The organism is Alteromonas sp. V450 (genome assembly GCF_001885075.1).
In the GTDB taxonomy this organism is placed as follows: domain Bacteria; phylum Pseudomonadota; class Gammaproteobacteria; order Enterobacterales; family Alteromonadaceae; genus Alteromonas.
This window is the reverse complement of the sequence record NZ_MODU01000004.1, coordinates 3,603,737-3,616,097: the sequence shown is the minus strand read 5'-3', so window position 1 is coordinate 3,616,097 and position 12,361 is coordinate 3,603,737. Positions and strand designations below refer to the sequence as shown.

Here is a 12,361-nt window from a genome sequence, read left to right as displayed (position 1 = left end):
GTATAATTTAATGCATTACATCATGACGACGTCGTACTTATCCTGATTGTACAGTGTTTCTGTTTGAACTTTGATTTGTTTCGACACAAACACTTCTAGTTCTGCCAGCATATGAGATTCTTCACCCATTAAGGCCTCTGCCACCTTGGGTGAGGCATACACCACAAATTTATCTGCGTCGTAGGCCCGATTCACCCTCACAATTTCTCGCATAATTTCAAAGCAGATGGTTTCAATGGTTTTTACCGTGCCTCGTCCTTTACAGACTGGACATTCTCCACACAGAACATGCTCAATGCTCTCACGGGTGCGTTTACGGGTCATTTCAATAAGCCCTAGCGCTGTAAAACCGTGAATATTTATCTTGGCTCTGTCCTTGTTTGTCGCCACCTCTAATGAATGTAAGACACGTCGTTTGTGGTCTGGTTCAATCATATCGATGAAGTCGATAAGGATCATCCCTCCCAAGTTGCGCAACCTCAACTGACGGGCAATCGCCTGCGTCGCCTCGATATTGGTGTTGAAAATCGTTTCCTCTAAGTTCCGATGACCAACAAAAGCGCCCGTATTAATATCAATGGTGGTCATTGCTTCGGTTTGATCGATGATCAAGTAGCCGCCAGACTTTAAATCGACGCGACGCTCCAAGGCTCGCTGCGCCTCGTTTTCCACATCGTATAAGTCAAAAATAGGTCTATCACCTGGGTAGTATTCGAGCTTGCCGTTCATTTCAGGCACATACTCTTTGGTGAACTGGTGAAGTTCATTGAATGAAAGCTTCGAATCGATACGAATTCTGTCAAGCTCTGTACCAACAAAGTCGCGCAGCACCCGTCGTGCCAGCGGTAAGTCTTCGTATAGTACGTTCGACTTGCGCTTTTTCATACGCGACTGAATTTTATCCCATAGTCTTCGCAAAAACGCTGCGTCTGACTGCAATTCGTTTTTACCTACACCTTCAGCCGCAGTGCGCAGAATGAAGCCGCCATTTTCATCGCAAAATTCTTGTACCAGCGACTTTAAGCGCTCTCTTTCTGTCTCTTCTTCAATGCGTTGAGATACACCAACATGAGTTACCGACGGCATAAATACAAGATAACGGCTGGGAATGGTAATGTCTGTAGTGAGGCGAGCACCTTTGGTACCGATGGGATCTTTCACCACCTGAACCACGATATCTTGACCGTCTCTTACCAACTCGCGAATGTCTTGCTTTTGGATATGGCTTGCCGATACTTCTTCTGCAATTTCATTGTGAATGACAATGTCAGAGGCGTGCAAGAACGCGGCCTTTTCCAAACCAATATCGACGAATGCTGCCTGCATGCCAGGTAATACGCGACTTACTTTACCGCGATAGATATTGCCAACCAAACCACGTTTCGTATGGCGTTCTACGTGAATTTCTTGCAGTATTCCGTTTTCAATAAGCGCCACCCGAGACTCTGACGGGGTAACATTAATAAGCAGCTCAGCACTCACGACACAACTCCAAATGCATTAAGTAATTGGCGGGTTTCGTAAAGTGGTAGACCTATTACGGCACTCGCACTGCCGTTAATAGACACTACAAATTCACCCCCAATACCCTGAATAGCGTAACTCCCTGCTTTGTCAGCAGGTTCTCCTGTTTCCCAGTATGCGTCAATTTGCTCATCCGTCAATGCTGCAAAAGTCACAGATGTGGTAACAACTTGCGTATTTTGCTTTACATTACTTAATACGCTAATTGACGTTAGCACTTCATGAGTTTTGCCCGAAAGCATTTTCAAAATACGCTTTGAATCTGCTTTGTCAGTTGGCTTACCTACGCTCGTACCGCAAAATGATATTAACGTGTCGCTTGCCAAAATAACTGAGTTAGCATCATATTGCCCGCTGGCAATAAGCTTGGCTTTCACAGCCACTGCTTTTTCTGATGCAAGGCGTGAAACAAGTGCTAGCGGTGTTTCATTCGGCTGGGGCGACTCGTCTATATCTGCTGGAAAAACAATGTGCGGTATTTGCATTTGTTTGAGTAAAGCGGTACGCCTTGGAGAGGCTGATGCCAACACAACGGGTTTGGTCATAAAATTACCTTTGGGATAGCGCGCTAGAGAGCGAATCTAAGAAATTGAAAACTGACGTCTAGTCCGCCTTAACAACCAAAAAACCCACGGCCACAACACCATAGACGTCAACACAGGCCATAGATAATTTACTTGGAAATATATATCAGTTAACAAGTGCTGCACCCAGAAGGTTAACAGATGATAAAGAGATGACAGCAAACCAATAATAATGGCTTGTTGCCAAACTGAATAGTTACGTAAGCGTTGGTAGTTAGCCGCCAATATGTAAACACTCAAACTCAAGCCAAGACTATGGATACCAAGCGTGGTGCCAACCAACACATCCATCGCAACCCCAGTAACAAAGGCTACACCCACGTTTACTCTGTTTGGCAGTGCCATGCTCCAATAGGCCAATACCACTAACACCCAATCAGGACGGTATACGTCTACTTGCGTTGGCAGCGGTACTATCTGCAGAACCAAGGCTACGACAATACATAACCAAATTAGGAGGTTACGTTTACGCATTCGTTACCTCTTTTGTCGCACTTGCGTTTTTCTCCGCACCCCGATCTTTTTCTTCAATGCTATCGTCGTCGATTGCAGAGGACTCTTTCCATAGCAATAAAAGGTGACGAAGTCGATCTAACTGAGCTAAAGGGGTTACGACAACACGCGCGAAAGGACGACTCTCATCACGTATGACCTGTGACACTCTTGCAACCGGGTATCCCTCTGGGAAGACTTTTCCTAACCCAGAGGAAATCAATGTATCGCCAACCTCAATATCAACACTATGCGGGACATGCTCTAAATATAATTCGTTCAGTGCGCCGCTGCCCGTCGCAATAAAGCGAATGTTGTTTCGCAATGAACGTACGGGTATGGCATGCGTTACATCAGCAATTAACAGCACACGACTGTTCGTCGAGCCCACTTCCATCACTTGACCAACAACACCCTTATCGTCGAGTACCGGTTGAGATAAATAAACGCCATCAATCGCACCTTTGTTAATCACGACCTGTTGACTGTAAGGATTTTTATCAACGGCCATCAACTCGGCTACCATTTTGCGTGAATCAGAGCGTGCAGAGGTTTGCAATAAATCTCTCAGATAAGAGTTTTCTTGCATAATGACGTCAAACTGCTGAAGCTTTTCGCTCATTAGTAGCAGCTGATTATTTAATTTTTGATTTTCGGCGAGCAACTGCTCTTGAGAGGTGAAGCGCTGAGCACTTTTGTTCAGCATAAGCCCCGGAAGATTCGCGAGATATTGCAATGGACTCATCAATGAATTCAAATAAACCCGTGTTGACTTAAAACCATCGAGTTTAAAATCAACAAATATCAACAACACCGACAATATCAATGCCAGTGCCAGTCGATTATTAAGCGATGGACCGCGAGTAAAAATTGTATCCATGAAAAAAGAAGGCAACCTTGCGGTTGCCATTCCTATTTATTCGTAGCTAAACAGGTCACCGCCGTGAAGGTCTATCATGTCGAATGCCTTACCGCCGCCACGTGCTACACAAGTTAACGGATCATCGGCAATTACCACCGGTATACCCGTTTCCTCCATCAATAGTCTGTCTAAGTCTTTTAATAGGGCGCCACCACCAGTAAGCACCATACCACGCTCCGAAATATCTGACGCCAACTCTGGTGGAGACTGTTCAAGTGCCACCATTACCGCTGAAACTATACCGGTAAGCGGCTCCTGTAGCGCTTCTAAAATTTCGTTTGAATTTAGTGTAAAGCCGCGAGGCACACCTTCAGCAAGGTTACGACCACGTACTTCAATCTCGCGAACTTCTTCACCCGGATATGCAGCACCAATTTCATGCTTTATTCGCTCAGCCGTCGATTCACCTATCAGTGAGCCGAAATTACGTCGGATATAGTTAATAATAGCTTCGTCAAACTTGTCGCCACCGATGCGTACGGATGATGAATAAACCACACCGTTAAGTGAAATAATGGCAACTTCAGTGGTACCACCACCAATATCAACTACCATAGATCCCGTAGCTTCGGATACCGGCAAACCAGCACCGATGGCTGCCGCCATTGGCTCATCAATAAGGTAAACTTCGCGTGCCCCTGCACCTAGCGCAGACTCTTTGATTGCGCGTCGCTCAACTTGGGTTGACCCACATGGCACGCACACCAATACTCGTGGGCTTGGGCGCAAAAAGTTGTTGTCGTGCACCTGCTTAATAAAATGTTGAAGCATTTTTTCCGTAACATAAAAGTCGGCGATAACCCCGTCTTTCATCGGTCTGATAGCACGTATGTTGCCTGGAGTACGACCAAGCATTCGCTTTGCGTCTGCGCCCACCGCGGCAACGCTTTTCGGCCCGGCAGCACGCTCTTGTCGAATAGCTACAACTGAGGGTTCATTTAGCACGATACCCTGGTCTTTAACATAAATCAGCGTATTAGCTGTTCCGAGGTCGATGGACAGATCATTAGAGAACATGCCTCGAAGCTTTTTAAACATGAAGAGTGTATTCCTGTTCTTGTGTTAACGCGTTTTTGCAAAGGTGAGATGACGACGCTTTAACATGAAGTCGATATTTATTCGCACACTTTAACAATGGGGGCAAATTTGGGCAAGTAATGCCTTAATATAGTGCCAAAATAACTATACCGTTCACTGCTAAAATACTGAAAATGGACAGCGCACTAAACGCATAAAACGTGCAAATCATTTTGACACACTGCATTTAGTGACCGCCTCAATTAAGGAAGGTTCAATTTCTAATTGTTGATTTCTTCTCTTTTGTAAATAATGTCATCGCTTCCTCTAAATACACCATAGGTAAGCGTTGCACTTGGTGGGTTATCTGCAACCTCATCTCCGTCCCAGTCCCATAGAAGCCAGCTGCTGGGAGAATAGTTTACGTCAAAATTTCCTGCGCCGTTTGGTGAACGCACTCTCAGTCCTTCAGTTCCATCATAGCCGCCTTGAGAAAGCGTTCCGTTTTCTGTGACCACGAGGTCGCCCGAATTATCAATTACGTTGCTACTTGAAAACTCAGTGCAACTATCGCGGAAGTTCATACGCCAATTATCACCATTCCAGTATTGCGTCTTCAAGGGCAATAATAGTGCCTGATCTGCGGCACCGTAGTTATTCGTTAGTGTCGCTCGTCCGTAGGCAAAATCAACATTGTTTGCGATTGAAGCAATGCAGGTTGCGTCACATGATGCATTGTTCACTGTCGCCCCTTCAACTAACTCACTATCAAATAGAAGAACGACTGACGAATCCAGAAACGGTCCATCAACATCATCAATATTGTCACTCAAGCGGGAGAAAACGATATCCGAATCAGTAAATGAAATGACGCCCGTCGCCCCTGATTGTGGCCACGCTACAGGATCCACGTTCACAAAGCGATTGAATAAACCACTGGCATGATCAAGTTGAAGCGACACGGGCGCTAGTTTGTCAAAGCCGCCGTAATAGTTTTGAGTAACCGCACCTAAGTGATTCAACGCTGCTAACGAATAGCTGACGCTTTCAAGTGGCTGTCCAAAATAAGTAAACGAACTATCTACGCTACAAGCAGGCTCAACATTACCTGATACAGAAAAGTTAGCGGGTGCGAAGCGGCCTACGTTTTCTAAACGACCGAGCACGGGCTCTGTTGATAAATAGTCACTTTCTGCCGCGATGGCAAGAATACCTACTTCGCTGTAGTTAACGGTTGTTGTCAGCGTGCTTTCATCATTGAAAACAATACCAGATTCAGCACCTGAAAGTACGCCTACAGCCCCCCCTGACGGCAATGTCGTGCTTGGTGTTAGCGTTACTGTGCCGAAATAGTGGTCTGCCGATAAATTGTTATTAAGAAGGGAGAAGTCATCTGGCACGCCATTATCATCACTATCTTCTCCTTCTACCCATTGAACACTGCGAACCCCTAAAACAAAGTTTTCACCGGTTCGTTTCAGTAAAGAACCATTTGCGTTTATCGCAAAGCCATCTGGGTTACTGCCGCTTCCCGAATCATTAAGGACGTCCATTGCAAATCCGAAAGGACGTACAATAAACGTATTTGATGAGCCCGAGATAGCGCTTCTTTCTGCCAACTGCGCGCTTAGGGATATTTCGCCTGCATCGGGGTACTGTATAGAAAAGCTCGCGCGCGAGTCATTATCGAACTGAATGGGGAATGTCTGGGCCGCCAACCCAATGGGATAATCGTTACCGCTGTTGCTAAATATCAATGTATTCGAACAGTTACTGGCACTAGCGCAATTGTAGTTTATAGCCACATCTATGGTTTGATTTCGAAGTAAATCAGTGTTGCCGCAGGCTTCTATTGCATAGTTTTTACTATTAAAACCAGTATCTGATGGCTTCCCTGATATTTGTGTTTGAATAGTCTCATCGTTATCCGTAACATTTTTAAATACCAGTCCGTCCGCTGCAAAGTTAATTTTGCAATTATCTAAATTAACCTCGTTGCCACCAATAAAACAGCGTAACTGAGCCGAAGGCGTTTCTCCAGATGTGGCCAAGGTAGGGTTATTGCCGTTTGCGCTATCAATGGTGACAGAGGTTTGCCCAATAAAAGACACATTATCACTTGGTGACCATACGAAATTATTACTACTTGGAAGTAGGCCAACGGTGGCACTTTGTGAATAAAGCAAATCACAATTTACGTCAGCACATGCTTTTATTGTGACCTCTTTGGCGGCACAACTGCTGCCTCTATTATCGGCTAACTCAAAGCGATAGTGATTGAGTACTTCAATGACTTCTCTGCCACAGATACCCGGGATATTGTTGGGAACATCTCTCTGCACAAGACTCAGCGCTGCAGGAGCGTCAATACCGCCACCCGCGGTAAATGTTCCTTCAATAGTTTCACCTGTAAGGTTGAAAAATGATATGTTGCCCGTCGCATAAACAATGGCACGCGGATTTGAGCCATCAATGATTACGTCTCCGTTAACATAAATGGCTAAATAGGCTCCTTCTGAGACAGTAATCGATGCATTAAGCATGGTAAATAAAGTAGATGCTTGCGCAGGGTTGTTGCCAGGATCATCAATATATATACGAGTGGGAGCAATAACATTATAAACACCCAACCCCATGTTTACGGCTGCGCGCTTAAAATAATAGTCACCGGCTAATTCTCCTGGAGACAGTGTTTGCGTCCCATCATCAATAGTGATTGAAGGAATAGCTCTGGCCTGAGATGCAGTTAAAGCATCAGTATTGGTGGGGAAACAGTTAACCGCATTCACCCCACACTTAGGTCGATTAGCACCATTACCTGTTGCGTCGGTGTCAACGCTAATTGTCGTTAGCGCTCCGTTATTATCATCAAATATGCGACTACGTGCGGCAAGAAAAATACCGCTACCATTGAAAGTAGCGAGCGCACCGGGAAAAGCTTCTTCACAACTTGGAAATTCACCACTGAACACGAATTCCGATGTCATCGCCAGAATACTCGCGTCTTCAGGGTCGTGATTACGCTCATTGTCTCTGCTGCGGTCTTCGTCAACTCTAAGGCCCAACCGGTTGCTATCTAAACCACAACTGCGCAGCCACCCTCCATCAGTACCATTTCGCGAAATCTTACTGGCCGCAACAAGTGGGGTTTGTGCGTAGTTATTTTTAAAATTATTTCTGAAACAACCATCACTCCAACCCCTAATCTTTGTCTCAGCAAAACTGGCCTCCCACACCACTTCAACGCCACTATCGTCAAAAAATCTGCGATCGAAGCCCTCGGTAGTGGCCATGTAAGCAACCGTTTCACTTCTTGTCACAGGAGAGAATTCGGTTTCAGACGCCTCAAGAGCAATGAAATATGCCTGCTCTGTTGATACTGTTGGAGGAGTCTGGTTGCTGCCTACCGCATCATATTTGGCAGCAACGGTCAAAAAGGGCAAAAGGTATGTATTTGGCGGCGACTCTCCTCTAACATCGACCTGATTATTCACTGTTTGAATAGAATGGAAAAATACCGGCTGCTCGCCGAAGTCAGTTTGTAAAGGCACTTGAGCGTAACGCGACGCTTCTTGCCCCGGTAAAAGCACGCCGCCATTTTCTAAGTACCAAGGAGAGTTTGGTGACGCTTGAACGGTAGTGCTATCTAACTCCATTTTTCCAACTTCAACAATGTCTCCATTGGGGAATTCGTGAACGCCATAAGCAATAGCCAAATAATGCCCACCCATAGTGATATGAGGGCCGTCCTCACCTGACGGCTCTAAAGGAAGCGCTTCAAAACCCGTGCGCGTGACGTTACGAATTTTAACGATAGCAGGGTTTCCCCCCTGATTAGTCGATAGCATAAACACAGCGGGAGGTTCATCGTATACTTGAGAGAAACTAATAGTCGTCCATTCAGCCTTGTTGTATGTATTTTGAAGCTCTATGAATCTTCCTTCTATTTGAGGTACGGCCTTCACACTCAAGGAAAATATCAATAGTGCTATAAACAAACAGCGCATAACTAAGTTCATGATGTTTTGCATTACTGTTCCTGCCTTATTTCAACAGCTAACCGCCTAGATGTTTCAAGCTGAGCGAACGAACAACTCGCTTCTGAAGCAAGCAAATATACAATAATCTCGCCCGAGCTCACTTCCGGCTCATCAATAATTTCACTTGCACGACACGATAGAATTATTGTGCAGTTATCTACACTTGGACTTTCTGTTGAAAGTTCCTCACTTAGAGGGCAAGAGGTATCGCCAGCTTCTACCAAACGGGAAACCGCCACCTCTAACCCGGTTTGTGCTGCTAAATATGCTCTAGCGCCATAATACTCTATCGATTGCTGTCTAATGGTCGATGAAATTTGGTTTGATAGCGCTATGCCTAACGTGAGTAGCACAATACTAATTATTACAGCAACAATTGTTGTTGCACCTTTCTGGCGAAAAGGAGAGTTGACTAATACTTTTACTGAACGAACGCGTTTAGGGAACATTAGGGAAATGTACCTCATGTTGAACAGATAGTTGCTCGTTATCGTTTCCTTCAAACGTTAAGCTAAGCGCTATTAATCCGTTTCTTTTAAGGTCTGCGGTTACCACGTTTGCTTCCCAACGAGTAATATTTGTCGCTAACAGGCCTGATTGTCCACTTTGTGTTCGTTGAAGCACATTGCCTTGTGCATTTGAAGCCAAACATATAGACACTTGATCGTCATACACAAAAAAGCGCTTACCCGGCGATGTTTGGGTGTTGGGAGCGTTTAGCAGCAAGTCCATTTGAGCTGGCACTGCAGGCTTACTCAAGTCTACCGTAGCCACATCTATACGCCGGCCATTGTCGGTTATACTTTGCGGGCTGGTAGGGTAAATCACCAGGCTATCGCCATCATTGATTGATGCGTCAAAAACAACCGCTCTTAATGGATTTTGAAATGCATCTTCAACATACGTTCCGCTTACCTTTATCGGATAGTATGAAAGACAGCCGGAAGCAGCATCAAATGTGATCGAATTTGGTACAGTGTTTCGAATTTCTTTTTCTAAGCGCAAAATGGTAAATCGAGCTTGGGCAACCAGCCTCGCGCGTTCTGCCCCTGTCATATAAATTTCGGCGCTAATCGCGATCACCTGAACAATTGACACACTGATAACGCCAAGAATGGTTATAACTAATATCAGCTCGACAAGCGTAAAACCCTTTATCTTGGTCGGTCTCCTCATTAGTAACTTCCCCTGAAAGCGCTAAAACGATAAACCTCGCCATCCGGGGCCGTCACTGCGATATCGATACGTTTGTATTGTTGAGAGTCAAATGCTGCATCATCAATACTCGTATCGTATTCAACGAGAACGGTATAACTAAACTGAGAATATATGCCGCCTACATCAGATACGGAAAACCCATTGTAGTCGTCAACGTCGTCATAATCTGCTTCATCTGACTCCTCGGGGCCTAATGACGACGTACATGCGCCTTTTTCAATGCAACTTTCAAATGGCGGGCCGCTGTCGCTCAACTCATCAAAAGAGCGACTTAAGATGTCATTCATCAGAGATTGCCCAAGCTTAGCTGCTTTTACCTGCCGTAAAGGTTCAGCGGTTTGCGCAGCTTGGGGAACAATAAGTGTAAGTACCACCGTTAGGCTAATGGTAAACACCACAATACCAAAAACGAGCTCAAGTAACGTGAAGCCTTGCGCATTTATACCGGTCTTAGCACGCATAAATAGCGCCTTCACTTTGCAGACATACAGCGAACTGCTCCACCTGAATACGGCAAACGCTTGCGCAAGCTATGTTGTTAGGCTTGCCTAATCCATCGAAGCTAATTTGTGAAAAGCTATTGCCGTTCTCATCCACGGCTTGAAAAATAAAGTCTGTGTCTGAGGCATTGACCACCTGATCATCATCGAAGTTGGTAGACAAACCGTTTGCGCAATTATGGTTAAGAGGCGGGGCGATAATCTTTGCAGTAATTTTTACACAGCTGATATCGCGCACATTTTGCATCGCGCGCAGCTGCATGTTGTGTATAAATTGCAACGCTCTGTCGCGAAGCGCTATTGCATCTTCGTCGTCACTACCCAGATATCGGGGAACTGCAGTTACTGCCAGAACCCCGATGATCAATATGGTAATAACGAGTTCTACAAACGTAAAACCGCCGTTTTTCACATTACTAAACGCAGCTATTCACAACGATTTCTGGACGCTGCCCTTCGCCAGCAGACGTAGTGAATTCAACTGTACATTTCGCACCTGAGGCGTCGGGTGCATTTGCAGCGACTGAATAGTTGCTATAACCTTTTGCGTATATCAATACCGCACCAGTAATTGCAGCAATGCCAAAATCATCCGCATCGATATCAAGCAGTGCCTGCATATTCGCTGCCGTCGCTTCTGGGTAACCATTAACAACCGTAACGTTACCCGTACCCACGTTTAACGTCGCTGGCGTATCACTTGTTCCAGACACGCTATTAATGAGCGCTTTTCCATTTACAACCGACGTTGATGTTTCAAGTGAACCTCTTATTCCTTCAAGGGTTGCGTCACGCGCATCGTCTTGCAGGTTAAGGAATTTAGGAGCTGCCGTTACTGCTAGGATGCCCAAAAGCACAATAACAATAATTAACTCAATTAAGGTGAAACCTTTTTGCATAGACACTTTTTGCATAGTCATATTTCCTTCGTGTTAATTAAAATACAGTTACTTGGCCTGTTGCCGGGTTGTAGGTAAAGCCATCAAGGTTTGCGCCGTCAGGCACGCCATTAGCTGGCGCGCTTGTATTAGGTAGTCCTATAGACTCGACTAAATAATAAACGCATGTGGTATTCGCACCTGACGTATCGGAGCGAACGGCATAGCGAAATTCAGACACTACGTCATCGCTGGTTGAAACGGTATTAGTTGGCGCAGACTGTAGTATCAAATCAAATACATTTTTACACTCTTGGTTGTCTACAGAACCCACAAGCGTACTGCCAGAGATGCTGCCCGTTGGATAACCAATGTTTCCATCAACGCCAACCTGAGTTTGGTCATACGTTACCAACGTACTGTTTTCACTGCCGTTATTACCGCTTGGGCGCCCTTCTACTTCCCATTGAGCACGAACAAGTCCTACAGCAGCCGCAAAACCGCCGGCAACACCTTCAACACTCGCTTCTCTTGCCTCGTCAGTCACGTCGATGAAACGAGGAAGCGCAGTGGCAGCTAATAAACCTAAAATAATAACAACAATGATCAGCTCTATAAGTGTAAAACCGTGTTGCTTCACTTTCATATAAACTCCTCTATAGCGATATATTTTCGCCCGAATTAAAACGTGTTTTACGCCGTTACCACACCGTTTTCAGCGAAGTATTGAAACCACACTTCGCCATCTAAAAAGAAAGTACATTGTAAAAATCCACTTTCGTATTTGTCTGACGCGCGTATCAATTTTGCATCTTTTATTGCTTCAGGTGCTGACAAAGAAAGCAAATACTGACAGTTGTTACGTCTCTTCGAAGCATGACCTTCAGGCCAGCCTTGCTTATTAACATGCAGCGCCGTGCCGGTCGTCTTGTCCTGAAAAATGTGTCCATCTTCCGCAATGCGCGTTGCATAGATGGTCACGATATTTTTCTTACTCTTTATCCATTGCGCCCGAGCAAGTGTAACCATTCGCTGAAACTGTACTCTTGCATTGCTTTTATTAATCTGCCGCGCTTCTTCTACTAGCGGCATTACGTAAAGCAATTGCGCAGCAATAACGATAAATATTGATACACCAACCACAATAAACTTCAGTAAACCAGTCTTCTCGTTCGACATGTTTTAC

13 protein-coding genes are annotated in these 12,361 nt (G+C 45.2%); all 13 read right to left on the bottom strand.

What is annotated here, in order from left to right:
- Positions 1 to 15 precede the first annotated feature (15 nt).
- The 13 genes from rng to BK026_RS15865 all read right to left on the bottom strand — a co-directional run bounded on the left by rng (position 16) and on the right by BK026_RS15865 (position 12,354).
- Positions 16 to 1,482: a ribonuclease G gene (gene rng / locus BK026_RS15925; protein ID WP_071816727.1), complete on the bottom strand. Its 1,467-nt coding sequence runs from the start codon at positions 1,480 to 1,482 to the stop codon at positions 16 to 18.
- Complete coding sequence (locus tag BK026_RS15920) at positions 1,479 to 2,069, bottom strand: nucleoside triphosphate pyrophosphatase (RefSeq protein WP_071816726.1); 591 nt, start codon at positions 2,067 to 2,069, stop codon at positions 1,479 to 1,481. Before BK026_RS15920 ends, rng begins: the two co-directional genes overlap by 4 nt.
- 36 nt (positions 2,070 to 2,105) lie before the next feature.
- Positions 2,106 to 2,582, bottom strand: coding sequence for a rod shape-determining protein MreD (gene mreD / locus BK026_RS15915; RefSeq protein ID WP_071816725.1), 477 nt, complete (start codon positions 2,580 to 2,582; stop codon positions 2,106 to 2,108).
- A complete protein-coding gene (gene mreC / locus BK026_RS15910; protein WP_071817718.1) occupies positions 2,575 to 3,480 on the bottom strand; it encodes a rod shape-determining protein MreC in 906 nt (301 codons plus the stop codon). Before mreC ends, mreD begins: the two co-directional genes overlap by 8 nt.
- Positions 3,481 to 3,516: 36 nt before the next feature.
- The gene (locus BK026_RS15905) at positions 3,517 to 4,560 is read right to left on the bottom strand and encodes a rod shape-determining protein (protein ID WP_071816724.1); all 1,044 of its coding nucleotides are present in this window, start codon (positions 4,558 to 4,560) and stop codon (positions 3,517 to 3,519) included.
- Between the two features lie 260 nt (positions 4,561 to 4,820).
- Positions 4,821 to 8,570: an H-type lectin domain-containing protein gene (locus tag BK026_RS15900; RefSeq protein WP_143142136.1), complete on the bottom strand. Its 3,750-nt coding sequence runs from the start codon at positions 8,568 to 8,570 to the stop codon at positions 4,821 to 4,823.
- Entirely contained in the window at positions 8,570 to 9,028 is a 459-nt protein-coding gene (locus tag BK026_RS15895; RefSeq protein ID WP_071816723.1) for an agglutinin biogenesis protein MshP, read from the bottom strand. Before BK026_RS15895 ends, BK026_RS15900 begins: the two co-directional genes overlap by 1 nt.
- Positions 9,018 to 9,755 carry a type II secretion system protein J gene (locus BK026_RS15890; RefSeq protein WP_071816722.1) on the bottom strand — a complete coding sequence of 246 codons (738 nt, stop codon included), beginning with the start codon at positions 9,753 to 9,755 and terminating at the stop codon, positions 9,018 to 9,020. The genes BK026_RS15895 and BK026_RS15890 overlap by 11 nt, the downstream gene beginning before the upstream one ends.
- Positions 9,755 to 10,258, bottom strand: a complete 504-nt coding sequence (locus BK026_RS15885) for an agglutinin biogenesis protein MshD (protein ID WP_071816721.1) — start codon at positions 10,256 to 10,258, stop codon at positions 9,755 to 9,757. The genes BK026_RS15890 and BK026_RS15885 overlap by 1 nt, the downstream gene beginning before the upstream one ends.
- Positions 10,248 to 10,709 (bottom strand): type II secretion system protein, encoded by a 462-nt coding sequence (locus tag BK026_RS15880; protein ID WP_071816720.1) that lies wholly within the window; start codon positions 10,707 to 10,709, stop codon positions 10,248 to 10,250. The genes BK026_RS15885 and BK026_RS15880 overlap by 11 nt, the downstream gene beginning before the upstream one ends.
- A 4-nt stretch (positions 10,710 to 10,713) precedes the next feature.
- A complete protein-coding gene (locus tag BK026_RS15875) occupies positions 10,714 to 11,211 on the bottom strand; it encodes a prepilin-type N-terminal cleavage/methylation domain-containing protein (protein ID WP_071817716.1) in 498 nt (165 codons plus the stop codon).
- A 22-nt stretch (positions 11,212 to 11,233) separates the two neighbouring features.
- Positions 11,234 to 11,821: a prepilin-type N-terminal cleavage/methylation domain-containing protein gene (locus BK026_RS15870; RefSeq protein WP_071816719.1), complete on the bottom strand. Its 588-nt coding sequence runs from the start codon at positions 11,819 to 11,821 to the stop codon at positions 11,234 to 11,236.
- A gap of 47 nt (positions 11,822 to 11,868) precedes the next feature.
- A complete protein-coding gene (locus tag BK026_RS15865; protein ID WP_071816718.1) occupies positions 11,869 to 12,354 on the bottom strand; it encodes a hypothetical protein in 486 nt (161 codons plus the stop codon).
- Positions 12,355 to 12,361: the final 7 nt, after the last annotated feature.

Bases quoted from the DNA above. Each gene is read 5' to 3' on its own strand.
- BK026_RS15875 (WP_071817716.1), bottom strand. From the start codon at position 11,211: ATGCAAAAAGTGTCTATGCAAAAAGGTTTCACCTTAATTGAGTTAATT.
- BK026_RS15865 (WP_071816718.1), bottom strand. From the start codon at position 12,354: ATGTCGAACGAGAAGACTGGTTTACTGAAGTTTATTGTGGTTGGTGTA.
- BK026_RS15920 (WP_071816726.1), bottom strand. From the start codon at position 2,069: ATGACCAAACCCGTTGTGTTGGCATCAGCCTCTCCAAGGCGTACCGCT.
- mreC (WP_071817718.1), bottom strand. From the start codon at position 3,480: ATGGATACAATTTTTACTCGCGGTCCATCGCTTAATAATCGACTGGCA.
- BK026_RS15890 (WP_071816722.1), bottom strand. From the start codon at position 9,755: ATGAGGAGACCGACCAAGATAAAGGGTTTTACGCTTGTCGAGCTGATA.
- mreD (WP_071816725.1), bottom strand. From the start codon at position 2,582: ATGCGTAAACGTAACCTCCTAATTTGGTTATGTATTGTCGTAGCCTTG.
- BK026_RS15905 (WP_071816724.1), bottom strand. From the start codon at position 4,560: ATGTTTAAAAAGCTTCGAGGCATGTTCTCTAATGATCTGTCCATCGAC.
- BK026_RS15870 (WP_071816719.1), bottom strand. From the start codon at position 11,821: ATGAAAGTGAAGCAACACGGTTTTACACTTATAGAGCTGATCATTGTT.
- BK026_RS15885 (WP_071816721.1), bottom strand. From the start codon at position 10,258: ATGCGTGCTAAGACCGGTATAAATGCGCAAGGCTTCACGTTACTTGAG.
- BK026_RS15900 (WP_143142136.1), bottom strand. From the start codon at position 8,570: ATGCAAAACATCATGAACTTAGTTATGCGCTGTTTGTTTATAGCACTA.
- BK026_RS15895 (WP_071816723.1), bottom strand. From the start codon at position 9,028: ATGTTCCCTAAACGCGTTCGTTCAGTAAAAGTATTAGTCAACTCTCCT.